We start from the raw sequence: 24,911 nt of genomic DNA, 5'->3' as shown, positions 1-24,911 counted from the left end.
CTCCTTAGTTAATTAATGTGGTTGCTATCAGGACAACCCACTTGATATTAACAAAGGAGCTTTCATGCTTTCTACAGGTAAATATTACAGTTGATTTTAATCAAAAATTTTTATGCAACAACTATGAGTTTTTATAATTATTCGGACTTAAACCAGTAAATTTCTTAAATACCCTGCTGAAATGCTCTACATTGGCATATCCAATACTTACACCAACTTCATAAACCTTTAGGTTTGTTGTTTCAAGTAGCTCTTTTGCCTTTTCTATTCTAACTGACGTCAGGTAGTCAGTAAAAGTCTGACCTGTCTTTTTGGTAAAAATGTTACTTAAGTGACTTTCGCTTAAGCCTACAAAATCACTTGCCATCTTTAATGTTAGATCATTGTTGTAATTATTGCGGATAAACTCCTGAACCCTCAGTATCGCTCTGTTAACCTTAACATCACGTTTTTCCTTCAGATATGTTACTACGATATCTGTAATATCCTTAATCCATTCATTGATTTCTTCCTGGGTTTCGAATTTGGCGATTATGTCATAAAAGTCCAGGTTTTGACCAAAAACCTCCACTGTATCATAGCATTTCTCGTTTATAAATTTTATTATTATGTAAATTATCTCCATATAGCTTGCATAGATTTTATCAAGCCTTCCGGGATTTGAGTTTCTGATGAGCTTTAAGAGTGCTTCAAGCTCATATTGTGCTTTCTCTTTATCTGCCTCTATCAATGTGCGGATAAACTTTTCTTCTTTTCCAAAAATGCTGTCGATTTTTTTAGGTGTTATCATCTTTGAAATCTCTGGAGTAATTATTGTACCTTTACCGAATACAAATCTGAGTTTAACATTATATTTTGCTTCCTCATAAAGCTCCTTGACCTTCTTGTTTTCTGTGCTTAAGGAACTGATACCTGCAGATACACTTATTTCCATTGAATCATGCAAATTATCCTTAATAAGCATAACTGTATCATACACATTATCCAATAGATTTTCCATATCATTATAGTGTAACGATAGATATAAAAGGTACTCCTGAGGGGATAAGATTACACTCTCACCCAGGCAGTTATCATGTATGACTGTATCAATCTGCTTCTTTACACTATTGGAAAAATCCCCAATGGTATTACCATCATATTTCTCGCTTATGGTCTGAAAGTCATCAACCCATAAATAGCATAAGATCAAATTATCCGGCTTGAACCTGATACCGTAATTATTTATAGCTTCGTCTAAACTGTTTATTTTATCTGTCTCCAGAATATCTTTTAAAAATCTTTCCTTGCCTGATCTCATATCAGATATATATTCATTTAAATCCCCTGAATTTTTCAGTTCTATCTCACTTAATCTGCTCTGCAGCTTTTTAAAATAACTGCTTGTTATTTCGGATTTAAGCAAATAGTCTGACACACCCTGCCTAAATGCTTCCCTGGCTGTATTGAAATCGGGATTGTTTGAAGTCGCGATTATAACTGCATTTATCTCAATACTCTTCAAATATGAAATAATATTCAGAGTTCTTTTTAAATCTATATCCATGTTAATAATTATAAGTTTTGTATCGCTATACTGATCTAACAATTTGACCAGGTCACTCTTATTTTTTGCCTCTAAAATGGAATAAGAACCTCTTTTAAACCAGGCATCAACATAACTTTTCCTGGTCTCATCATCAAATGAAATAAACAGAACCCTCGTCATTATAAACCCCTTCATTTATTAAATAATTGAAACCAATTAATTGGCAAGATTAAATAAAATCAGCATTTTTATAAAATTGTTTATTATTTATCAATATCAAAAAAAATAACATCATAAAATAAATAATATCATATTTTAGTTACTTGCAAAACAATTTTTACTATTTGTTTTTGAAATAATTAAAAATACCCAACTGTAAAGTTATACTCCAGTTCGGTATTTTTAAACTAAGTACATTGGAAGTCTTTTTATTAGGATTAGGCTACAAATGCTTCTATCCTCTTTTTTTGAGAAAATAATATACGCCAAAACCTATGGCACCAAGAATGATTAGAGGCAGTAAAAGTTTCATCAAAAAACTGAGAACTCTTAATACTATAATAACTGCAACAACCGCTAATATTATCCCAATTATATTTTTAGTTCTATTATCCATTTGCAATTCCTCCCGAATTGATTTATATAATTGATTATTTTAATTCATTATACACAATATTTTAACTTTTTTCTAGATATAATTAATATTTTTTATAAAAAAATTAATTTATCATAGAATTATATGCTATTGGAAATCTCTCTCAATGCATTAAGAGTTATATCAATCTCATCAAGCGTATTGAAGGGACCTGGACTAAACCTTACAATCCCTGACTTGACGGTACCTAATGTCTGATGTGCCATTAGGGAACAGTGAAGCCCTGCTCGGGTTGCAATATTATAGACCTTGTCTAAAACGTAGCTGACCTCAGTTGAGTCAATGCCGTTAAAATTCATAGCAACTATGCCGGAGTTGGACTTAGGGTCGTTTTTGCTATATATTTTAACACACCCAATTTCCTCCGCACCTTCATGAAGAGTCTTAACAAGCTCATGCTTTCTTGCTTTAATATTATCTATTCCTGCTTCTTCTATGTAGCCGATACCTGCTCCCAACCCAATTATACCGGGAGTGTTCAGTGTACCGCTTTCCATATTGTCAGGAAGCATTTCAGGCTGAAACACAATTTCGGAATGACTTCCCGTCCCTCCAAATATTATGGGTGAAAGCTTCAGACCGTCTCTTATATATATCCCACCTGTTCCTTGGGGACCTAAAAGTCCTTTATGACCAGGAAAAGCCATCATATCAATATGCATTTCTTCCACGTCTATCCTGATAGAGCCAGCTCCCTGCGAAGCATCCAGCAAGAAATATATGCCGCTTTCACTTGCCAGACTTCCCATTTCCTTTACAGGCATTATTATGCCGTTTACATTTGATGAAAGAGTGCTTACCAAAAGCTTTGTATTAGGCTTTATTGCCTTTTTTATGTCATCTAAATCTATTTCACCGAATTGGTTACAATCAATGACGTCAAACTCTACTTTTCTGTCTCTTTTCAAAGTATTTAATGGTCTAATAACAGAATTATGTTCCATTGATGTTGTTATAACATGATCGCCCTCTTTTAAATACCCTGAAATGCCAATATTTAAAGCTTCTGTGGCATTTTTGGTAAAACATATCCTCATAGGGTCTTTTATATTAAAAAACCAACCCAATTTTTCCCTTACCTTCATAATCTCCATAGATGCCCTTATAGATAAAGAGTGCCCTCCCCTTCCGGGGTTCGCACCATATTCTCTCATGCATTTCATTACTTCTTCATATACAGCTTCAGGCTTTTTAAAGGATGTTGCTGCGTTATCCAGATAAATCATATTCTACACCTGTTCCTCCAGTATCATCAAGGCTGCCGGAAACGGAGCCAGTGCTCTTTTAAGTATTCCCTGAACATATGCAATAAGCATACCGTAATTGGTGATTGCCACATTGTTTTCTTTAGAAAAATTTATCCTGTACTGCATTTCCTGCTTATTGAGCATACAGCCCCCACAATGTATTACCAAATCAAATTTTTCAATATCTTTAGGGAAGAAATTTCCCGACGCCCATTCGAATTCAATTTCTCCGCCGCTTAACTGCCTCACCCACCTGGGGATTTTCACCTTACCTATGTCATCCGCCTGCCTGTGGTGTGTACAGCCTTCCACTACAAGTACCCTGCTGCCGCTTTTTAGGCCTTCAATCCTCTTTAGGCCTCTTACCATTTCCATAAGCTCCCCCTTATACCTTGCAAACAGTATGGAGAATGATGTTAGGGGTATATCCTCCGGCACATCCGCCGAAACCTTTAAAAAAGCCTGGGAATCGGTAATTACCAATGACGGTCTTTTATTTAAATTCTCAATTGTTTCCTTAAGCTCATATTCCTTTGTAACAACAGCCATGGCATCGTTTTCTATTATGTCCCTGATCGTCTGCTGCTGAGGCAGTATCAGCCTGCCCTTCGGGGCTGCCTTATCTATAGGTGTGACAAGCACTACAAAATCACCAGGCCTTATAAGGTCACCGCAAATGCTTAAGTCCCTGTCATCATAAACCGCATTTTCCGATATGACTTTTTTGAGTTCGTCTATTCCTGTTCTTATCAATGAGCTTATACCTATAACAGGTATTCCTACACTGTTTCGTATTTCAAATACCTCATCTTCGGACAAAGGCTTTAGGTCCAGCTTATTCATGGCACAAACAACAGGAATATCCCTGCTTTTGACCTTTTTTATGAAGTCCAGCTCAAAGTCGGTGATTCCTTCCTGAGCGTTTACAACTACTATTGCAAAGTTGGTTTTTCTTAATACATCATATGTTTTTTCAACCCTTAAGTTTCCTAGTTCGCCTTCATCGTCCATTCCTGCAGTATCTATAATGACTACAGGACCTATGGGCAGCAGCTCCATAGACTTATATACAGGGTCCGTTGTTGTCCCCGGTACATCCGAGACAACAGCCAGTTCCTGTCCTGTCAGTGCGTTTATAAGGCTTGATTTTCCCGCATTTCTCCTTCCGAATATTGCAATATGCATCCTTTCTGAAACCGGTGTGTTATTCACCCAAATCACCTACCTCTTTCCTGTACCTGGTATGCCAGGCTTTGTCAATTCCAATGGGTTTAATATATTATCAATTGTGTCTTTATCCATGATACCTTTTTCTATAAGAATTTCCCTTATGTTCTTATTTTTCTCTACACACTCCCTGGCTAATCTTGATGCCTCACCATACCCGATGTGCCGTATAAGGGCAGGCACCTCAACATAGCTCTCTTTCACCATTTGGCTGCACCTTTCCCTATTTGCAGTTATTCCTTTTATGCATCTATTTATAAAAATCTCTATGCCGTTTCTTAGAAGATCAAGCATCTCAAAAAGATTATGTGCTATAACGGGCAAAAATGCATTTAACTCCAGCTGCCCCGACTGGGCTGCCATGGTGATTGTCATGTCATTGCCCATAACCTGAAACGCGATCTGGTTTATCGCTTCAGGTATTACAGGGTTTACTTTTCCAGGCATTATGGATGATCCTGCCTGTACGGCCGGGAGATTTATCTCCCCTAAGCCTGCCCTTGGCCCTGATGCCATAAGTCTCAAGTCATTGGCAATCTTTGAAAGATTGACACAAGAGGTTTTTAACAGCCCCGACACCTCAACAAACACATCGTTGTTCTGAGTGGGATCCATCATGTATTCTGCTCTAGCAAGTCCAATTCCTGTAAGACTCCTTAGCTTTTCAATCATCATAAATATGTATTTTCTGTCCGCATTGATACCGGTTCCTACAGCAGTTCCGCCTATATTAACCTGTCTTAACCTCTCTTCAACCTTATAAATCCTCCATCTGTCCCTGGATATGGCCTGTGCCCAGGCTCCGAATTCCTGCCCTAACATAACCGGCACCGCATCCTGAAGCTGGGTTCTTCCCACCTTGAGAACTTTGGAAAAATCCTCTTCCTTTTCCTGCAAAGCAGTTTGAAATCCGGCAAACAGTTCACTTACAGGCTTTAGCATTTTAATGGCCGCTATGCGGACTGCGGTTGGAAAGACATCGTTTGTGGATTGGGACATGTTCACATGATCAAGGGGATCCACCAGTGAATATTCGCCTTTTTTACCCCCTAGAAGCTCTATCGCCCTATTGGCAACAACCTCGTTAACATTCATATTGGCTGATGTCCCTGCTCCTCCCTGCAACGGGTCAACAACAAACTGGTCCATAAGGCTGCCTGACAGTATTTCATCACAGGCCTTTGAAATCGCATCCGATATGCTCTTTTCCAAAAGCCCTATCTCCCCATTTGTAATAGCAGCCGCTTTTTTTACTGTAATCAGTGCCTTTATGAGCTCAACATGAATACACCTTCCGCTAATGCAAAAGTTTTCCAGAGCCCTCTTTGTGTGTATTCCATAGTAGGCATCATCCGGAATGTTCATTTCACCCAGCATATCCTTTTCTTTTCTCATTTATTACCAACCCCATTAATCTATAAAAAATATAGGATTTTTAACACTTTAGTCATGATCTAATAATAACTTACGCTATAAATTTCGTTTATGTATCGTTTTGGTACCTCTTTAAGTAAGCAGGAAGCTTTCTTCCGGTCTTTTTAACAGCGTATAATGCAGCTTCCATATCCACCATGTTTTTATTATCATAAATCCTGTAACTGCCCCTGTAAATTTCCGGAGTATTTATGAGCATTATGGTATTTGCCCCCGCATTCAGAGCCCATACCTGTGCATCCTTATCCAAGGAAGCCAATGCTGTTGTAGAAGGAATATAAACCTTTTTACAAACAATCCTGGTAACAGCCACGGTCCTTACTGTAAGTGCTATATTCCCGTGGGGCAAATGCTCTAACGGTGTTCCATTTGCAGGAATAAAGGGTCCTATTCCTATCATATTGATTCCCATTTCCTTAAAAAATATAATGTCATTGGCAATATCCTCTATTTGCTGGCCCGGCAGACCTATTATGTTACCGGAACCGTTAATATATCCCAGCTCCTTTAGCCATTTTGAACATTGTATTCTTCTGTCATAATCGTCATCAGGGTGGACTTCTTTAAATATTTTCCTGTTTGTGGTTTCTATTTTAAGCAGAAAATTATCCGCACCGTTTGCCTTAAGCTCTTCGTACTCAGCTTTGGTTCTTTCACCTACGCTTAGTGTTATCCGCATTCCGGTTCTTTGTTTGATAACCCTTATAAGCTTTATTATCCGCTCGGTAGACCACAAGGAGTCTTCTCCCGATTGCAGAATAACAGTCTTTATACCTTCCTCATGAAGGCTGTCAACAACCCTTAAAATCTCTTCTTCCGACATCCTGTATCTTGCAACGGAACCGTTTTGCGAGTTTATACCGCAGTAAGTACAGCTTTTACAGCAGTAATTGGAAAACTCAATAGCTCCCCTTATTTCAACAACATCCCCAACCATCCCTTTTCTAATCCTGTCAGCGGTAGCAAATATAACTTCTATTTCTTTCGGCTTGTCGGTCTTGAGAAGATAAACTATTTCATCCTTTTCCAGATCATCGCCGTTTTCAATCTTTTTTAGAATATCCAAAAACTCTTTAGACACCGACAGTCCCAGCTTTTTGTCAATCAATCCCTGAAGCTTGAGCTTTCTGTCTTCGATTATATCCTTAAAAGAGACATTTTCTTTTTCAAGCAAGGCCTTGGATGTTTCCAGGTCTTGCTCCGAAACCTTTACTACAATGGCACATACAGTCCCTGTTTCAGGAGGGGCCGGAACCAGATCCGTCTTTATATTAGCATTTTGCAGAGTTTTATTTATAAGTAGCATACCTGCAGTGTTGTGTGCAACTATCAAAAAATCCTTCTCACCCATTTAAACACATCCTAATAATAATTTTATAGTTCATTAAGGCATGAAAGAAAAATTTCATGCCTAAAAATAAATGTCCCTTTTGCCGCCTTCAATTTCCTTAAGCTTCACCCTAGTTGAGTTTCTTATATTTTCATCATCAATCTCATCAAGAGCCTTATTTATAATATCCCGGCCTTTTAATCGAAGCGATTCAGTGCCGTAGTCCATAAGGTTTTCCTTAAAGGTAAGGATAGCATTCGGCTGACAAAACTCGTGAATTTCGCCCTCTTTTGCATATTCCATAAAGGCTTCTCCCGTGCGGCATCTTCTGTAGCATGCAGTACAAAAGCTAGGGATATAACCATTGTCGCAAATAGTTTCAAGCATCTGGTTTAAAGTCCTGTGATCATTAACCTCAAATTGATCGGCCTTTTCTTCTTCCTCAGCGTAACCGCCGGGACTGGTCTTTGAGCCGGCACTTATCTGTGATACTCCTAGAGACAGGAGCTCATCCCTAAGCTTAGGACTCTCCCTTGTAGAAAGTATAATTCCTGTGTAAGGAACTGCCAGCCTGTATATGGCAACAATTTTCTTAAAGTCCTTATCATTTACCAGGTAAGGGATCTCATCAAGCCCCCACCCTAAAGCAGGTCTCATCCTCGGGACCGAGATTGTATGAGGCCCTACCCCATATCTCTTTTCAAAAGCATTTACATGCATTAATAGCCCAAGAACCTCAAACCTATAGTCATACAATCCAAGAAGTGCACCTATACCAACATCGTCGATTCCCGCCTCAAAGGCACGGTCAATGGCTGTTATACGCCAGTCAAAATCTGCTTTAAGGCCTACCGGGTGCATTTTCTTATAAACCTCTCTATTGTATGTTTCCTGAAAAATAACATATGTACCTATTCCATGCTCCTTGAGCTGCCTGTATTCCTCTGTCTTCATAGGAGCTGCTTCAACGTTTATCCTTCTAATGTCACCGCATTTATAAACTGCATCCATGGCGTCAGTCAAATGCTTCACTCCTGTTTTACCAGGATACTCACCGCAAATCAACAAAATTCTTTTATGGCCCTGTGCTTCTATGGCCTTTGCCTCGGTCACTATCTCTTCAAGGGATAGGGTTTTTCTGTGAAGCTCTTTATTGTCTCTTCTGAAGCCGCAGTACAGGCAGTTGTTAGTACACTCGTTACTTGTGTAAAGAGGTGCAAATAACACTACCCTTTTACCGTATACCTTATTTTTTACATATCTTGCAGCGTCAAATACCTCTTCCAAAAGCTCATCGTCCTCAACATAAAGAAGTTTTGCCACCTCTTCAAGATTAAGACCCTTACAGCTTTTAGCCTTATTAATCAATTCTCTTATTTCCTGTTTGTTAACTTTTTTTGATTTTTCAAGAAGTGAAAAAATCAGATCCTCATTTATATAATCAACCATACAATCAGCTCCCTATTTAAAATAACATTTACAATATACACCTTAATTTCCTAGACATTAAAAAATTCCTCCCAAATGTCAGGAAGAATTAGAGTATAGTTTTACCATAATTAGTCCCCCTTCGATAAGATATATCTCCCTCTCGTCAGGTATTTAACCTTTAGAAAAAAGTATTCAGTTTTAGATAATAAAATCATCAATATAAGTGTTCTTAGCACGATCAAAAAATAACTTCCGCTATAAATTTCGCTCCCGTGCTGACTTAGCTCGTCATCACCCAGGATGCATGGCGAGCAGTTTAGCGAAGCTAAACGACCAGCCGCTCAAAAGCGGAAGTAATTTTTTAATCATACCTTAATATGTAAGTGCTACCTTCACCTTTATACCTTGTATGTTTCCAAGCTTTCCGGTGAGTGCACCAATCTCGTCGTTTGTCCCGTCTACAATAATGGAAATAACAGATATCTCCCTTTCCTTATAAGGAAGCCCCATCCTACCCACTATTATATTCGCAAAATTGCTGAGAATGTCATTTACTTTCTTTGCTGTTTCCACTCGGTTATTTACAACTATCCCTATAACTGCGATTCTGTTTTGATTTGTCATAATTCACCTTTGTTATTTTTTTAACTATGTTCTAATTATACCACTTTTACGGTAGATGTAAACAGATTTTTTGTTACACCATATCAAAGGCTGGTTTTAAAATGTAAATACGCTTACAAGTTTTTGGTCAGGTTCTACAATCCAAGAATTTCAATATCTCGATGAACTCTCTCATTAATCGGCTTATCTGCATAGGAAGGGGTAAACTACGTTCGTCCTACATGTTTGCATCTGAAATCTTACCTCATATACAGTTTTCTTACTTTTGTTTTTCTCCAGTCTTGGGATTGGTAATCCCCATATCGGACTTTCACCGACGAGAGAACGCCCATGCTGGGCACACACATAAAAGGCAGCAGCTAGAATTATCTCTAGCTACTGCCTTTCTTATTACAAAGTTTTATCTCTCTGTTGGAGTTGGTGTGCTGGTATGTGTGGGTGTCGGAGTATGTGTAGCTGTTGCAGTTGCAGTCGGCGTCGGTGTAGATGTAGGAGTCGGTCTTGGAGTAGATGTAGGAGTCGGTGATGCTGTCGCCCTAAAAAGTGCCGAACTAGGAATCAGGGTCTTTGATATTCCTTGTCCTGAGTACCTGACTTCCAAAACATCATCTCCGTCTCTGTTAAAATAGTCAACAGTAATGGCATGTTTACCTGCAGCCAGGTAAATAGATCCGCTTTCTTCCTTTGCAGAGTGTCTTCCATCGTTGTCAACCACTAGCCTGCTTCCTATATACAGCTTGCTTCCATCATCTGACCTAGTATAGAATGTATAATTTCCGCTTGTTTCAATATTTATATAGCCTGTAAAGGAGTATGCAAAGTTTGATTTATCCGTTAATATTTTAAAATTATCCACTGAACTGCGAGAAACCACAGGTATGTTGTTAAGGTTAGGCAGTTCGTTCCAATATCCCTCATAATACTTAAAATCAAGTCCATTTACAGTGTACCCGGGATTATCAGGGGTTCTGTATACTGATGTAGGTGTTGGTGTAACCGTTGGAGCTGGTGTAGCAACAGCATAGCTTACAGAGATATTATCAAACTCGGCATAAGTGTCAATTGCTCTTACTCCTATGGCACCCGAGGTATACATACCGTCTGTTATATCGATTTTGGATGAGGACATATCCTCTAGAAATACCCTGATGGAACTCCCCACTCTTATAACTTTGAGCTTGTATACTGTATATGGATTTATAGTAACCCAAGCAACACCTAATGTAACAGGTGAGCCGTTGTAAATCCTTATAAGCTCAAGCTTGTCGCTGTTTGCATCAATACTTGCATAATAACCGTTAAATCCATTGGTTGTATTGGAAGGACTGCTGACATTAAAAATCAAACCAGCATTTCCTGCTGTGCCGATAACAACATCTGCTGTATAGCTGAAATCCGTATAATTGGTTCCGTCAGCAACAGCTTTTGCTTCCCCGCTAGGGCTTACTCCATATTTGTTGCTTTCAACCTTCCAAGTTCCGTTGTATGTAGTCCAGCCATTTGCATTACCGTCATTAAAATTGTCGGAAAAAGCAATACCTGTAGGCACAACAGTTGTCTGATAGAATCTGAACCAGTTTAATGAGAACAGATAACCGCTTCCCCCTGTAAACTTCAAGTAGAGGCTGTGCACACCGGTTGTATTTGATATATCGATTTTCTTTGTTGCCCATGTCTGCCAGCCGCCTGTTGAACTGATAGGACATGTTCCCACAAGTCTGCCGTTTATGCCGTCTAGCCTTATTTCTACATATCCACCGGTTGATCCGCTGGCATATCTTACTTCAAAGCTGTTGGCACCATTTGAAAAATCAATGTTTTCATATACCGCATAATCTCCGTTTTCTATCCACTCTATATCTTTTCCGCCCTCAGTACAGGTTGCTATCTCAACACCTTTGTTGCTGTTAAAGCTTTCTGCCTCTATCTGTGTAAAAGCTGTTCTTGTTATAGGCGTTGGTGTAACAGTAGGAGTCGGAGTTCCCGTAGGCTTTGGAGTTGCTGTAGGTGTGGGAGTGCTATAGGAATTCACAGCCAAGACAAGATCATTATCCTTAACTGCTGTCACCTGATCCATTTTAATAATTCCTGAATCTACAAGCTTTCTGATTAGAGTTTTCTCCGTACCTTTAAGTTTTGTTTTTAATGCACTGTATGAAATGGCTACAACATCATCCCTTATTATGGACTGGGTTGATTTGTAGTATTTAAATTCTACCGATGATATAAGTCCAATACTATATGCCTTATCTATAGACTCGCTCCAAACAAAATCTCCTTTTGAGTCCTCATATCCCAAAGACCTCAAAAGATATGTAATATACTGGTTAGCTGTTATATTTGAGCCTGCACCGAACCTGTTATTGCTGATACCTGAGGTCAAGCCTATTGAATAGGCGTATGAAACATAGAATTCTGCCCAATGACCGGAAGGAATATCAGTAAATATGGACTTTATCTTTTGATTTTTTGCAGTTTGCTCAAGACCTAAAAGCCTTAAAACCATGACAATGGACTGCTCCCTTGTCAATTCCTTATCAAGCTCAAATCCCTGGTCGCTTCCTAAAAACAGGTTTAGGCTTTTTAGCTTGTTGGCCAGGTCAGTGTTCTGAACCGGTGCAGCTGTAGTAAAATTGATGGATGCCAACACAATAATAAATGTCAGCATGATTGATAAAAACCTTCTTGCCATTAAATCATCCCCCTCAAAATCCTTATTTTCTATATTTTATAAAGTGTAACTTTAATGTGTATATTACATTTGATTCTTTTTTATTTTATATATAAATAATAAACATGAACTTATCCTTTTAAGTCGTATATCCCCTTGTCAAGGCATAATTTAGCCCTCTCCCTGGTCTTTTCGTCACCTTCAAGTGCATTCTTCATAAACTGTGGATTTTCATTTAAAAACCTTGTCATTGCCTCTTTAGGATTATCTAGATAAGCTGCAATCATATCAAACTGGCTTTTGTTTATATAATTTGAATCAAGTGCCATCTTAAATAGATCTTTGTCGATATTTATCATTGAAAACGGCTTAATATTGTTACTTTCTAAAAACTCAGATCCCCCCTGCATTCTGTCTACAACCGCCATGCTCCATATTATTTCTCCTCCAAGGCTCTTGATAGCAGGAATCCAAGCCCTTTCATAGCTTGATGCCTCATTTATGAGGTCTACAATATGGAGGACTTTTTTATCTTTTATATCAAAATCAGTAACAACTTTTCCGCCATCTGTAAGGACAGCTTTCAAGTCCTTATAAATTGTAATATGGGGCTTGTTTAATATATGTGCTATTATGATGGAAAAGAACCAGTCCCTTCTTTCTCCGCCCGATATATAATCGCAGGACTGAAGCTCTTGATTTTGCCTGATAAAGTTAACCATTTCATCAATAAGCTCTTTGAATATTTTATCGTTATTATAATTTTCCAAAACCTTATCCAAAATCTTACCTGGGCAACCTATGATGTCCTTTTTTACTTCATCAATCAATTTAAGTAAGTTGTTGGCTTTTTCCTCACTTCCATATAGAAAATGGGTATTTATGTAATAGGGGCCTATGGCTCCTGATGTATACCAAAAGGGCTTATCCTGAGGGCATACCCTCAATGCTTCGGTTTCAAAAAGCCATGAAACCAGTTTATCTCTGAAATTATTCATTTTTATTCCTCCCATTTCAATTATATTAGACTTCAATATTATACAAAAAGTTTCCTTAATCTTAAATTTTTATCTCTGTCTGTCTTCAAATTGTTTTTCGTATTGACTCCACCACTCCTGGTTGTAAATTGTGCTCATTTCTCTGCTTAAATGTGATGCATCACCCTCCATCACAACTTTGTAGCTGCCATCCTCATAATCAATAACAGTAACCGATGTGTTGTCGTACCACTTTATATTGACCATCTCTTCCAGCTCGCAGCCCTTAAATCTGCACATCATAGCCTTTATAGCAGTCCCATGGGTAACGATGCATATGTTTTTACCTCTATTGTTATCAATGATATATTGAATCTCTTTTAAAAGCCTTTCTTGAAACTCTTCCATTGATTCACCATTTGGCATCCTGTGAATATGGGGCTTTTTCTCCCATGTTTCATTTTCGTGAGGCCATATACTCGCAAGCTCATCCCATTTTTTACCTTCCCAATCTCCGCCGTTTATTTCCTTCAGCTTGTCCGTCCTGATTATGGGAAGACCCTTGATATCCGCTATATATTGTGCTGTTTGAAGGGTTCTTTTGAGGCTGCTTGAGTATATTACATCAATTTTCATGTTCCTAAGCCTTCCCGCCGCAAGCTCTGCCTGCTTATGGCCCTTATCGGTAATGGGCGAGTCAGTCCATCCATGAAACTCCCTGTATAGATTCCCTTCAGCTTCTGCGTGCCTTACAAAAATCAGCCTTGTTTTCATCTATTCCTCCTACTTGTTCCCGCATCCACATCCTGTAGATGTATCATTTAGTTCTAGTGTTCCTATTATATCCTTTACACTACTAATATTATACAAATCAAGATATTTCTCTATTCCTTTGACAACATCGATGCATGCTGTAGGATTTATAAAATTCATGGTACCTACCATAACGGCACTTGCTCCTGCCAACAGGAACTCTACAGCGTCTTCTCCCGTTGATATTCCACCCATTCCGATAACGGGGATTTTAACCGTATTAGCAACCTCATAAACCATTCTAAGTGCAATAGGTTTTACGGCAGGTCCTGAAAGCCCTCCAAAGTTCTGTGCCAATATGGGCCTTCTTTTATGAATGTCAACAGCCATTCCGAGTATTGTGTTTATAAGAGACAAGGAATCGGCACCGGAATCCTCGGCAGCTTTAGCTATTTCCTTTATATTCGTAACATTGGGTGTCAGCTTGACTATAAGAGGCTTTTTGCAATATTCCCTAACCCTTTTTGTCACCTCTGAAATGCCTGCACAGGTATTTCCAAATGCGACCCCGCCTTGCTTTACGTTGGGGCATGACACGTTGAGCTCTATTGCATCTATGTCCGCATCCTGAAGGGTTTCTGCCATTTTACAATAATCTTCAATGGTGTTTCCTGCAATATTTGCAATAATCGCTGTGTTGTATTTTCTCAAGAATGGTATTTCTTCTTTAATAAAGTGCATAACGCCAGGATTTTGAAGACCTACGCTGTTTAGTATGCCTGCTGGCGTTTCAGCAATCCTTGGAGGCTTGTTACCTTGCCTTGGGTTTAATGTAAGACCTTTTACAGAAACCCCTCCAAGGCCGTTTAAGTCCATATACTCAGAGTATTCTCTCCCAAACCCAAAGGTTCCCGATGCGGCTATTACCGGATTATTTAGCTTAAGACCACCAACCGTAACTGAAAGATCGGCTTTTTTATTTGTATTATTCATATTCTCCCTCATTTTTAAGTTATACTTTTTCCACTCTATATAATAACATTTAATTTTGCTACTATCCATACAGTTAACAAATTTATTGTAAAAAAAACTTTTATCTGATACACTCAATCCTGACGCTGTTGTTTTTTAGATATACTACTCTCAACATTTATACTTCTTATCGAACAATATTACGGAGGAGGATATTATTGTTTAATATAAAATTCTTCAAAAAACAAAAGCAGGAAAACGATCCTTTAAGAGATATAATTGCTAAAATTCATAGAGGTGACTTTGCTTTGAAAGAAAAATTCATAAGCGATTACCGTCCCTTTATACTTCAGTCAGTCTCCAGAGTCACAGGCAGGTACATAGATCCCGCTAACAGTGAAGAGTACAGTGTAGGCCTTATGGCCTTCGATGAGGCAATAAACTGTTATGACGAAAACCAAAGCAGGAACTTTTTAAACTTCTCGGATCAGGTAATACGACGAAGAATTATTGATTTTTTAAGGAAAAACAGTAAAGCCCAGGTAGAGTATCCCTTTACTTATTTCGAGAGTGAGGAAAACAATAACTTTGAGGAGAAATATCTGAAGGTGGATTATGATACATCCACAGACAATGTAGAGGTTGAAGAGGAGATAATCGCCTTCAAAAGAGAGCTTATGAGATTTAATATATCCCTCTCGTCCCTTGCTTCCTGTGCACCAAAGCATAAGGATTCAAAGCAACTTTGCATAAAACTTGCACGGCTTATTGCAGACAACCAACTTCTGTATGACAAGTTTATGCGAACGGGTAACATACCTATAACAGATCTGATGAAAATCACAAAAGTTTACCATGGCACTGTTGAACGCAATCGAAAATTTATAATAGCAATGGTGCTTATAATTAAGAGCAACCTTAATATTCTTCAAGGTTATGTTCGTGATGTGGAAGGAGGTGGAAGGTATGAGTAAAGGAACTATATTGGAAATGGAAAATGACAGTGTACTTGTTATGACTGGGGATTGCGATTTTATTAATTTAAAAAGAAAGCCCGGAATGTTTGTAGGTCAGCAAGTACAATTTACTCCAATTGACATCAAAAAAGAAAGAAAGCCCGTTAAATTTCTGATGCCACTGATTGCAAGTGCTGCTGCCATTATATTTATAGTTTTCCTGTTTTTTATATTCTTCCAGAAATCCTCAGATAGCGGCCTTGAAGGAATTTATTCATTTGTGGATCTTGACATCAATCCAAGCATTGAATTGATGCTTGATAAGGATAACAAAGTCCAAAAAACTCTTTCATTGAATGATGATGCCCAAAAGCTTCTAAAGGGTTTGGATTTTAATAACATGTACCTTGAAAAGGCAATTACTGAAATATTGGCAAAATCTGAGGATTTAGGCTATATAGATATGGAAAACAATCATGTTCTAGCTTCTGTTTCATTGAATGACGAATACACTTACTACGGAAAAGATATCGAAGAACAGAAGAATTATATTGATGACCTTGTTAGGGAGCTTAAAATATCTCTTGAAGACAAGACAGACAAATACTTAGTTACAAAAGCCTCTCCAATCCTTAAGAGGAAGGCTTCCAAAAACAATCTGTCAATAGGACGTCAAACATATTATGAAAGCATGAGAAAAAACGATGAAGATATAACCATCGATGAGGCAAAGGTTCACGATGTTTCAACTATGATCGAGAATTTACGCGGTTATGATAACGGGGATGAAAGTGATGATACAAAAACGCCGGACAGGGTTACACCAACAGCAAAAGGAAACTTAAAACCTACTTCGTCGTTAAGAGCTTCATCAACACCCAATCCTACACCTAAGAATACAGCAACACCCAAGCTTAAGCCCACTCCCACTGCTATAAAGGTTGTTTATGATAATAATACACTGCATATTTCAGGGTCGGTTAAAAGCGGTAAGGTTTTACTTAAATGGACACCTATGGAAGACCAAGACTTCCAATACTATAAGGTTGTAATTTCAAAGGGAAACTCAAAGCCTAAGTATCCTGATGACGGCTACATGTATGTAATAACAGATATAAATGCGTCCAGTATCAGCATAGATAAGTACTCCCAGTATAATGGGGGCGACTTTGGAGGCAAGATAATTCCTGGTGAAAAATATTACTTTGCAATAACAGCAGTTTTCAAAAACAAAAAGATACACAGCAATGCCGTTTCGATGAAATACCCCGGAACACCTACATCTACTCCTACTCCTAAGCCCAGTACAGGGCAAAAGCTTACTGCAAAGGTAGGAAGTGACAGCATAAACCTATCATGGACACCGAACACAAGGAGTGGATTTGTGTACTATAAGGTTGTTATATCCAAAACCAACCCACACCCTGTGTACCCTGAGGATGGTTATATGTGGTATTCCACAAATGAAACCTCATATGTTGTAAGAAGCTCAAACGGTTATAATGGAGGAGATTTTAACGGCCAGCTGATATCAGGTCAAAAGTACTACTTCAGCATAACATATGTGTATAATGACACAAAAATAACCTCTAATACTCTATACCTGACATATCCTTGATGTTGTAATTCGGAAATTATTAGGCAGGCAATTCATTTGTTAATGATTTGCCTGCTATCTTTTTAATCTCTAAGAAACTATGGATTTATCAATAGTCACACATAAGGTTCACAAAGGAATATTATGTTATATAAAGACATTAGTGGAGAGGTTTTTATGTTAGGCCATATTACTTTATTTCTTATTAATACCGCTATTATATCAAATATAATAATTCTGCTGTCAATTGTACTTGGTGTTCTTTTAATATACATATTTATATCGAAAATATACAGATACATTCCAAAGTCTATTTCTTTTCTAAAGAATCTTTTCAAAGGTGTTTTTTACAGTCTGGATTCGGGAGAATTGGAAACAAATTATGAAATAGAAAAGACTATTGAGTTTGCAGGCTTTTCATATGATGAGGAGCAAGATATGTACTATTCCAATAAAGATTCCTGGCAAAGGAAATTCGGATACTGCCGTTTGTATGACGAGGCCGCAGCACCATTCGGAATGATTGTAGACTGTGATCCTATTAAATTTGAGTACGCCGGTAAGAGGTGGCTTATTGAGTTTTGGAAAGGTCAATATGATTTGACTACTGGCTGTGAAATCGGAGTTTATACTACCGATAAATCTGACTTTAGTATTCCCAATATTTTTACCGGTACTTTTTATGATTGCGTCGATGATGAAGACCAATTATACATGGAATTTACTCTAAGCAAATTTGGTGAGATTTTGTTCCATAGAGGGGAAAAGCACTGGTGGTTAACCGGTTTCAAACTTGGTGAATTTTCAGAGCCATATGAACTTATTATGGATATATCAATTACCCTCAAGGATAAGGAAATGCTAGACGCATTTGTTGGTGGTCTCAGGGAAGCAAATTACTCAGACAAAGAATTCGATATTGAGGGCAATACAGTTTTTATCAAATATGTATTCCCCCACACCCAGCAGCCATTGTCAAGGATCAAACAGGCAGAATGGATTATACAAAGAAAAAACGAAGCTATGTGTGAAAAGTTTGTTGAAATTACTGCCGGCTGCATGAATATGTCCGAAAAGCTAAATGCATTAAAGGAACAGTCTCCTGATTTGTATAAAAAGATATTGCATCCAGGCAAGTCATCAGCCATATTTGATGTCTATAAAAAGATTAAAAATTATTTGGATTAATAAGATTTTTAACATAAAGATACCGATCTGTAAAGTTATATATCAGTTCGGTATCTGTTAAACAGGAGTTATTAAAATGTATGAACTAGAAAGAATTTCAAAAGTGTTTGAATCGGCTGTGGAGATTCCTTTTGACGATTTTTCCAGGATTGCCATAATAAGCGACTGCCATAGGGGTGATGGAAGCTGGGGGGATAATTTCTTAGCTAACAAGAACATTTATTTTGCAGCCCTAAATTTTTATTACAATAGTAGCTACACATATATAGAGCTTGGTGATGGTGATGAGCTTTGGGAGAACAGCAAGTTTTCCGATATAATTAATATTCATATTGATGTTTTTAACAAGCTGGCTCAGTTCTATAAAAAAGGCAGACTGCATTTTCTTTATGGAAATCATGATATGATAAAGAAAAGCCAAAGCTTTGTTAAAAAGAATTTGTATTATTATATTAATGAGCTAGACGGAAGGTTTATATCTTTATTTAAAAATATCAATATTCATGAGGGTCTTATATTAAAGCACAGTATCACTAATGACAGAATATTTCTTACCCACGGACACCAGGCAGATTTCTTTAACGATAGGCTGTGGAGGCTTAGCGGTTTTTTGGTTAGACACCTTTGGAAACAGCTAGAATTATTTGGTTTTAGAGACCCGACAAGTGCTGCCAAAAATTACGACAAGCAAAAGTCTGTTGGAAAAAGGCTGATTGAATGGGCCAGAATAAACAAAAACATACTCATAACGGGACACACCCATAGGTCTACATTTCCTGAAGTTGGTGAACCTCCTTATTTTAATACAGGCAGCTGTGTACACCCTCATGGTATAACAGTAATAGAGATTACTAATGGTACTATTACCCTTGTAAAATGGCAGGTTAAAGCCAGGAGTGACGGAACCTTGTATATAGGCCGGAATACAATGGCAGGTCCTAGAAAATTAAAGGATTATTTTAATAATCTAAAATCCAATTTGAGTGAGAATGAAATGACGAAATGATTATTGCAAAACATTTAGATTGTTATCGTAAGAAATTATGGTATATGATACACCATAATTTCTTACACATCAAAATAAATTTATCCTCTGCCTGGGTTATACCATGAATCCATAATCTTTTTAGCCTCTCCCGCTTTTTGATCAAATGTCTTTTCTTCACCCATATACGTAAATACTGTAACTGTGTTAAGGTTTTGGAACAAAGTTAGCTGAATTTTGGTAGCCTTCTTTGATTCGTCATCAATACCCTTTATTGTTATTCTTATTGCGTCTTTCCCCTGAAACTTCAATTTTTCTTTTTTTATCACCTTGGAGTTTATTAATATAGTTTTAAAGTTCTTTTCAAGCTCAAGGCTTATATCGTTAAGTAATGACTTATCAGTAGTTTCAAAATATAGAATATCCGGCATAACACTGCACCACTTCTTGGGATCTTTAGGATCTGTATATGAAATCATAGGATCTGTTTCTATCATACTTGGAAAATTCCACTCTTTGGGAACTGTCATAAAAAACCCGTCAATATGATAATACTCTGTACTGCCTTCAGGCACTGTATAATAATTATTGAGATCCTCAGGAACAGGCACGGATGTCACCGATTCATCCCTGTTAACTACAATTGACCTTGTCAATTCATATGACTTTTTGGTACCGGAATCATTTATGTTTCCCTTTACTTTAATCTCTATTTTATTAAGTCTACTAGAAGAAGCATTGTATTCCATTTGAACCTTGGATGTGCTTGTTTTGTCCTTTAAAACATCCATTTCATTGGCACTTGTCATAGCAACTGCATAATATAATGTATCCCCCTCAATCACAATCCTGCCTTCATTTTTCTCTTTCACTACCAAACTTGCCATGAAAGCATTTATAGAGCTGTTATCATTATTATTGCTATCGATGTCTTCAACATCAACATCACGAACTGTTTTGGATGCCCTGAGCCACTTTTGGTGAACATCAGGTCTCCTATATATATATTTATCATTTTCAAAATAGTCAATATAATCCAATTGACCGCCTACATCAATTGTAGACTTTGTAAATTCTATATTTTTAACCGGATCCTTTTTGCTTTCATCCTTTATGGTATACACATTTTTACCGTTATGTAATAATGTATCTGTAGTTGTTTTAATTACAACACTTTTACTGGAAGCCTCAGATCCAATTATACCGGCAACTTCCTTATACATTTCCTCATCACAAATAACCACACTGTTTGTATAGCCATCCCAGAAAACCAGCTTTGACAGACTTTGTGCAATAAATCTTGCAGGTATGTATGTGCTGTTTTTATATATCACAGGCTCTACATCAATTTCCACCTCTGCCCCATCCACTACTGCCATTTTGTCTCCGATGGCCAGGCTTATTTCTTTTGAATCCTTTAAAACCTTTATTGTCTTATTAGTCTTATCCCATACGATATGTTCTGAATCATTTTGAACACCCAGCGAAACAAGCAAATCCCTTAAACCAACTAAAGTTCTGCCGCCATAGTTTATAGGTGTACTGGAAGGCTTTAACTGCGTGCCGTCAATGATGATTTTAAGAGTAGGTATCTCCTTGATAGCAGCTTTTTGCTGTGCATGTGAAGTTACCCCAAAAATGCATACTGTAATAAACATTACGGCATATAAAAGAGTCTTTTTCATAAACTATTCTCCCCTTTATTAATAAATGAATTAATTTGTGCCTATTTGGCAGCTTATAACATTATAAAATAAAATTAGGCTTTTTAAAACTATTTTTTAATATTTATCTAAATATTGACAATTTATCAAACTGTGATATTATATAATAAATAGTTCGATAGTTATAAAATCGTAAAAAGGTTGTGTATGGTTTGGATACAAAAAAATACTCAAACATACTGAAGGCCCTTTCCCACCCCCACCGTTTGGAGCTGTTTCTTGAGATTGCAAAATGTCAGGAAAAAGACTTCGAGAACTGTGAATGCCTGATATCGGAGGTTACAAAGTACTTTAAAATAGGTGCACCTACTATATCCCACCATTTAAAGGAACTGTCCAGTGTGGGGCTTATAATTACCGAAAAAAAGGGTAAATATTTAGTCGCCAGGGTGAATAAAGAGGTTTTGAGTGAATTGGGAAGTTTATTTAATAAGCAATTTTAGGCTTATATGGTATAAAACAGTTAAATTTTAATATTATTTATCGAACAATACTTCGACAGTTATGAAAGTGTAAAAATGAAAGGAGAAAAATATGAACACAACATTATACTATTTCTCAGGAACCGGTAACTCATATTACATTGCAAAAGAACTCCATAAGCAGCTTAAGGATTGCAGACTCATAGCTATTACAGAAGCATACAAGGATATAAAGATTACTCCCGACTCCCAAAAGGTAGGCGTTATTTTTCCTCTGTATTTTCAGAGTATGCCTAAGGTAGTTATGGAATTTATAGAAAAATTGGACTTAAAAAATGTTGAATACCTATTTGCTGTAGTTACAAGGGGTGGAATCGCCTTCCAGGGAGGGGTTTTCAGCCATCTTAAAAAAGTTTTGGAAAATAAAGGTACAAAGCTCTCAGCAAGTTTTTATATAAGAATGCCTGAAAATTATATACCAAATTTTAAAGTTCCACCTATAAAAGTTCAGGAAAGAATGTTTAATGAAGCATCACAAAAACTAAAAATAATTTCTGATTACATAAATTCCAGTGCCAGAAGACAAGAAAAAGAGATTTTGTCATTCCTAAGGGCATCGGTGCACAACAAGTTTATAGAAAGACTGAATAAAATCGATGAGGGATTTAAAGTAAAAGACACCTGCAATTCCTGCGGTTTATGTGAGAAAATTTGCAAATTCAACAACATCAGATTGGATGACGGAAAGCCCTTATGGCAGAATAACTGCCAGTTCTGCTTGGCATGTATTAACTACTGCCCTAAAAGATCAATTGAATACAAAAATTCCACAATAGGTAAAGACAGGTATAACCACCCCGATATACCCGCTTCGGTGTATTTGAATATATAAGCTTTGTACATCTAGTTTTACACCTATTCAACAATTTTACTGTATACCATGTTGAACATTATCAAACAATATGGTATTATTTTTTTATGCACATTAAAAATTTCTAAATAGGGGGTTTTAAACCAGTGGTACTAAAGGTCGATCAATACAAGAGACTGCAATTATATCTAACTATTTTTATGCTGTTATTTGCCATTAGCGGACAAATTTGCTTTTCAATATTTAAAGATGTGAGTTTAGGTATTTGCTTATATTTGTTTAGTTTTTTATCGGTAGTTATAATTTCTCTATGCTGCAGAAAAGCCAATCAGGATAAATCTTTAAATTTTAGAGTGGAAAAGAATTATAAATTTAAGCTTTATCTGCAAATAGCCGCGTTAGTTCTTTTTGTGTATGTTATTTATACAGCATATAGCAAAAAAGATACTTTCCTAACATTTTTGATTTGGTGCTTACTTCTTATTCTATACGTTTTTTCATTTTTAAATGTCAGAGATACTATAAAAAAGATCAATTCAAGGTTGAGAAGCATACACCGAATTGATTGGTTAATAATGACAGGCATCATGCTGCTTGCATCGTTTCTTCGCATATACGAACTCGGAAGTATTCCAAAACCAATTAATCAGGAAGAAGGCTTTGCAGCCGCTGGTGCCATGGATGTTATTAACGGTACTATGAAAGGTCCTTTTGAGATTGGTCCTAAAACTGTTTGGGGATGGACTTACTATTCGGGGCTTTATTATTATGGGCATGCTCTATTTGTCAATATCTTTGGGCTCAATATGACTGGCAACAGAATGTTCGCTGCGGTTTCCGGTATAATAGCTGTGTTGATTACAATGGCAATTGCAAGGGCTGTATTTAATAAAAGAATCTCCTATATATCCGGTGTTTTGGTTGCCTTAATGGGTGCACATATACATTTTAGCAGATTTGGTTTTCCTTTTATTCAAAATGCGTTGTTTGGTGCAATTGTAATACTCTTGTTGGTGATGTGTGAGAAAAAAAGGTATATGTACATATTCGCTCTTGCAGGTATATCAATAGGCATAGCTCAGTATACCTGGTCCGCTGCCAGAGTTCTTATAGCCGTTGCTGTTTGCTATCTGATCTTCAAAACTATACAGGAAGGAAAGTATTTAAAGAATCATATTATGCATATATCGGCGATGATTATCGGTTTCATATTTGCCTTCATGCCGTATATTGTTCCATTTCAAGATAAAATCCCCAACTTTATAGAAGGAGCAAAGCGAGACTTTATTTTTGGCGGCTTTATGTCGCCGCATAAGGATCAGGTGCTAACCCTTTTAGACAAGCTTGTTTTATTGAAGGATTATTCAGTTCAAGCTTTACTAGAATTTAATTTCTATCCTGATATAGGTTATTGTTATGCGGGTCCCGGCCCTATGCTTCCGTTTGTTACATCCATCCTGTTTGCTATAGGACTTTTTTATCTCATAACCATGTGGAAAAAACCCAATTCCATGATTCTATTATTGCTATTTTTTGGCACAATAGTTGGGCTGGTAGCTATGACAGGACAACCAAGCTACCAAAGGGCAGTAGTTTTGCTATCTCTGCCGCCAATATTTGCAGCACTTGCAATAGATAAAATCTGTTATTTTATTTCCAGTAGATTTACTTTCAAAAAATCATATTTGACTGTTGCTCTGGCAGTTCTCCTAACTTATGTTGTCTTTGAAAATTATAATGATTATTTTAATGTACTTATAAAAAAATCACAGGATAATCCAAATAGAATTTCAAGAGTTGCGGAATATATCAAGACTGCGGACCCATCGTACGAAATATATATGCCTGATCTGGACTTGCACGGACAATATTTGATAAATATATATTTAGGCAATACCGATAGAGTACATTACGGGCAGATTGATACAGTTATCAGCAAACAAAAAAGCAACCCCAATAAAAAATCAGTATTCATTTTATTTGAAGGCGTTACCGGTAAAGCAAATATTATAGAAAGTGCCTATGCAAAACATAATTCTCATAATCTAAACGGTGATGATAATATAAAGATTTTTACCGTAGAGTAGATGGCATTGAATACATCATATTAAAAAAAGGCTGCATTGAGATTAATCAGTGCAGCCTTAAAAACATATAAAATTAGGTAGGTATAAGTATTGCAATTACCATTTGCAAAATTCAGGAACAAACATCACCCATATTAAAGTGTTAACAATCATAATGTTTATCCCTAAATTAAAATTCGTCTGCTCATAATTATTATGTCGTTATTTTAAAATTTTGTATTAAGTCACAAAT

20 protein-coding genes are annotated in these 24,911 nt (G+C 37.0%); 7 read left to right on the top strand and 13 right to left on the bottom strand.

Annotation, left to right across the window (positions count from 1 at the left end; translation table 11 throughout):
• Positions 1-121 precede the first annotated feature (121 nt).
• The 12 genes from VIO64_RS11760 to VIO64_RS11705 all read right to left on the bottom strand — a co-directional run bounded on the left by VIO64_RS11760 (position 122) and on the right by VIO64_RS11705 (position 14,870).
• Positions 122-1,708: an AraC family transcriptional regulator gene (locus VIO64_RS11760; protein WP_331918370.1), complete on the bottom strand. Its 1,587-nt coding sequence runs from the start codon at positions 1,706-1,708 to the stop codon at positions 122-124.
• A gap of 274 nt (positions 1,709-1,982) precedes the next feature.
• Complete coding sequence (locus tag VIO64_RS11755; RefSeq protein ID WP_331918368.1) at positions 1,983-2,144, bottom strand: hypothetical protein; 162 nt, start codon at positions 2,142-2,144, stop codon at positions 1,983-1,985.
• Between the two features lie 119 nt (positions 2,145-2,263).
• The gene (locus tag VIO64_RS11750; protein ID WP_331918366.1) at positions 2,264-3,409 is read right to left on the bottom strand and encodes an aminotransferase class V-fold PLP-dependent enzyme; all 1,146 of its coding nucleotides are present in this window, start codon (positions 3,407-3,409) and stop codon (positions 2,264-2,266) included.
• Positions 3,410-3,412: 3 nt separating this feature from the next.
• Entirely contained in the window at positions 3,413-4,648 is a 1,236-nt protein-coding gene (gene hydF / locus VIO64_RS11745; protein WP_331918372.1) for a [FeFe] hydrogenase H-cluster maturation GTPase HydF, read from the bottom strand.
• Between the two features lie 3 nt (positions 4,649-4,651).
• Positions 4,652-6,052, bottom strand: coding sequence for an aspartate ammonia-lyase (locus tag VIO64_RS11740; RefSeq protein WP_331918364.1), 1,401 nt, complete (start codon positions 6,050-6,052; stop codon positions 4,652-4,654).
• A gap of 88 nt (positions 6,053-6,140) precedes the next feature.
• The gene (gene hydE, locus VIO64_RS11735; protein WP_331918362.1) at positions 6,141-7,442 is read right to left on the bottom strand and encodes a [FeFe] hydrogenase H-cluster radical SAM maturase HydE; all 1,302 of its coding nucleotides are present in this window, start codon (positions 7,440-7,442) and stop codon (positions 6,141-6,143) included.
• 60 nt (positions 7,443-7,502) lie between these two features.
• A complete protein-coding gene (gene hydG, locus VIO64_RS11730; protein WP_331918360.1) occupies positions 7,503-8,870 on the bottom strand; it encodes a [FeFe] hydrogenase H-cluster radical SAM maturase HydG in 1,368 nt (455 codons plus the stop codon).
• A 354-nt stretch (positions 8,871-9,224) separates the two neighbouring features.
• On the bottom strand, positions 9,225-9,476 hold the full coding sequence (locus VIO64_RS11725) for a TM1266 family iron-only hydrogenase system putative regulator (RefSeq protein ID WP_331918358.1): 252 nt from the start codon (positions 9,474-9,476) through the stop codon (positions 9,225-9,227).
• A 400-nt stretch (positions 9,477-9,876) separates the two neighbouring features.
• A complete protein-coding gene (locus VIO64_RS11720; protein WP_331918356.1) occupies positions 9,877-12,168 on the bottom strand; it encodes a carbohydrate-binding protein in 2,292 nt (763 codons plus the stop codon).
• Positions 12,169-12,278: 110 nt separating this feature from the next.
• Complete coding sequence (locus VIO64_RS11715) at positions 12,279-13,145, bottom strand: orotate phosphoribosyltransferase (protein WP_331918354.1); 867 nt, start codon at positions 13,143-13,145, stop codon at positions 12,279-12,281.
• A 69-nt stretch (positions 13,146-13,214) separates the two neighbouring features.
• Complete coding sequence (locus VIO64_RS11710; protein ID WP_331918352.1) at positions 13,215-13,898, bottom strand: histidine phosphatase family protein; 684 nt, start codon at positions 13,896-13,898, stop codon at positions 13,215-13,217.
• Between the two features lie 9 nt (positions 13,899-13,907).
• Positions 13,908-14,870, bottom strand: a complete 963-nt coding sequence (locus tag VIO64_RS11705; RefSeq protein ID WP_331918350.1) for a dihydroorotate dehydrogenase — start codon at positions 14,868-14,870, stop codon at positions 13,908-13,910.
• Positions 14,871-15,067: 197 nt separating this feature from the next.
• On the opposite strand from VIO64_RS11705, the gene sigI reads away from it, so the two are divergent.
• The 4 genes from sigI to VIO64_RS11685 all read left to right on the top strand — a co-directional run bounded on the left by sigI (position 15,068) and on the right by VIO64_RS11685 (position 19,596).
• A complete protein-coding gene (sigI, locus tag VIO64_RS11700) occupies positions 15,068-15,823 on the top strand; it encodes an RNA polymerase sigma-I factor (protein ID WP_331918348.1) in 756 nt (251 codons plus the stop codon).
• Entirely contained in the window at positions 15,816-17,423 is a 1,608-nt protein-coding gene (locus VIO64_RS11695) for an anti-sigma factor domain-containing protein (RefSeq protein ID WP_331918346.1), read from the top strand. The genes sigI and VIO64_RS11695 overlap by 8 nt, the downstream gene beginning before the upstream one ends.
• A 156-nt stretch (positions 17,424-17,579) precedes the next feature.
• Positions 17,580-18,590, top strand: coding sequence for a DUF4474 domain-containing protein (locus VIO64_RS11690; RefSeq protein ID WP_331918344.1), 1,011 nt, complete (start codon positions 17,580-17,582; stop codon positions 18,588-18,590).
• A 76-nt stretch (positions 18,591-18,666) separates the two neighbouring features.
• Positions 18,667-19,596, top strand: coding sequence for a metallophosphoesterase (locus VIO64_RS11685; protein WP_331918342.1), 930 nt, complete (start codon positions 18,667-18,669; stop codon positions 19,594-19,596).
• Positions 19,597-19,676: 80 nt separating this feature from the next.
• Here VIO64_RS11685 and VIO64_RS11680 read toward each other — a convergent pair whose 3' ends face one another.
• Positions 19,677-21,260, bottom strand: a complete 1,584-nt coding sequence (locus VIO64_RS11680; RefSeq protein ID WP_331918340.1) for a copper amine oxidase N-terminal domain-containing protein — start codon at positions 21,258-21,260, stop codon at positions 19,677-19,679.
• Between the two features lie 191 nt (positions 21,261-21,451).
• Between VIO64_RS11680 and VIO64_RS11675 the strand changes: the two genes are divergently transcribed.
• The 3 genes from VIO64_RS11675 (at position 21,452) to VIO64_RS11665 (ending at position 24,679) form a co-directional block, all read left to right on the top strand.
• Positions 21,452-21,742 carry an ArsR/SmtB family transcription factor gene (locus tag VIO64_RS11675; protein WP_331918338.1) on the top strand — a complete coding sequence of 97 codons (291 nt, stop codon included), beginning with the start codon at positions 21,452-21,454 and terminating at the stop codon, positions 21,740-21,742.
• Between the two features lie 91 nt (positions 21,743-21,833).
• A complete protein-coding gene (locus VIO64_RS11670; RefSeq protein WP_331918336.1) occupies positions 21,834-22,613 on the top strand; it encodes an EFR1 family ferrodoxin in 780 nt (259 codons plus the stop codon).
• A 554-nt stretch (positions 22,614-23,167) separates the two neighbouring features.
• Complete coding sequence (locus tag VIO64_RS11665) at positions 23,168-24,679, top strand: glycosyltransferase family 39 protein (RefSeq protein WP_331918334.1); 1,512 nt, start codon at positions 23,168-23,170, stop codon at positions 24,677-24,679.
• Positions 24,680-24,911: the final 232 nt, after the last annotated feature.

It is taken from the genome of Pseudobacteroides sp. (assembly GCF_036567765.1).
Taxonomy (GTDB): domain Bacteria; phylum Bacillota; class Clostridia; order Acetivibrionales; family DSM-2933; genus Pseudobacteroides.
The sequence above is the reverse complement of the archived record's forward strand: the minus strand, read 5'-3'. Positions and strand labels throughout refer to the sequence as shown.

What these genes read in the sequence shown, in the direction of transcription:
- VIO64_RS11750 (WP_331918366.1), bottom strand. Translation starts at nt 3,409, where the DNA reads ATGATTTATCTGGATAACGCAGCAACATCCTTTAAAAAGCCTGAAGCT.
- VIO64_RS11665 (WP_331918334.1), top strand. Translation starts at nt 23,168, where the DNA reads ATGACAGGCATCATGCTGCTTGCATCGTTTCTTCGCATATACGAACTC.
- VIO64_RS11725 (WP_331918358.1), bottom strand. Translation starts at nt 9,476, where the DNA reads ATGACAAATCAAAACAGAATCGCAGTTATAGGGATAGTTGTAAATAAC.
- VIO64_RS11690 (WP_331918344.1), top strand. Translation starts at nt 17,580, where the DNA reads ATGTTAGGCCATATTACTTTATTTCTTATTAATACCGCTATTATATCA.
- VIO64_RS11705 (WP_331918350.1), bottom strand. Translation starts at nt 14,870, where the DNA reads ATGAATAATACAAATAAAAAAGCCGATCTTTCAGTTACGGTTGGTGGT.
- VIO64_RS11685 (WP_331918342.1), top strand. Translation starts at nt 18,667, where the DNA reads ATGTATGAACTAGAAAGAATTTCAAAAGTGTTTGAATCGGCTGTGGAG.
- hydE (WP_331918362.1), bottom strand. Translation starts at nt 7,442, where the DNA reads ATGGGTGAGAAGGATTTTTTGATAGTTGCACACAACACTGCAGGTATG.
- VIO64_RS11710 (WP_331918352.1), bottom strand. Translation starts at nt 13,898, where the DNA reads ATGAAAACAAGGCTGATTTTTGTAAGGCACGCAGAAGCTGAAGGGAAT.
- VIO64_RS11715 (WP_331918354.1), bottom strand. Translation starts at nt 13,145, where the DNA reads ATGAATAATTTCAGAGATAAACTGGTTTCATGGCTTTTTGAAACCGAA.
- VIO64_RS11760 (WP_331918370.1), bottom strand. Translation starts at nt 1,708, where the DNA reads ATGACGAGGGTTCTGTTTATTTCATTTGATGATGAGACCAGGAAAAGT.
- VIO64_RS11755 (WP_331918368.1), bottom strand. Translation starts at nt 2,144, where the DNA reads ATGGATAATAGAACTAAAAATATAATTGGGATAATATTAGCGGTTGTT.
- VIO64_RS11695 (WP_331918346.1), top strand. Translation starts at nt 15,816, where the DNA reads ATGAGTAAAGGAACTATATTGGAAATGGAAAATGACAGTGTACTTGTT.
- VIO64_RS11680 (WP_331918340.1), bottom strand. Translation starts at nt 21,260, where the DNA reads ATGAAAAAGACTCTTTTATATGCCGTAATGTTTATTACAGTATGCATT.
- VIO64_RS11740 (WP_331918364.1), bottom strand. Translation starts at nt 6,052, where the DNA reads ATGAGAAAAGAAAAGGATATGCTGGGTGAAATGAACATTCCGGATGAT.
- hydG (WP_331918360.1), bottom strand. Translation starts at nt 8,870, where the DNA reads ATGGTTGATTATATAAATGAGGATCTGATTTTTTCACTTCTTGAAAAA.
- VIO64_RS11670 (WP_331918336.1), top strand. Translation starts at nt 21,834, where the DNA reads ATGAACACAACATTATACTATTTCTCAGGAACCGGTAACTCATATTAC.
- VIO64_RS11720 (WP_331918356.1), bottom strand. Translation starts at nt 12,168, where the DNA reads ATGGCAAGAAGGTTTTTATCAATCATGCTGACATTTATTATTGTGTTG.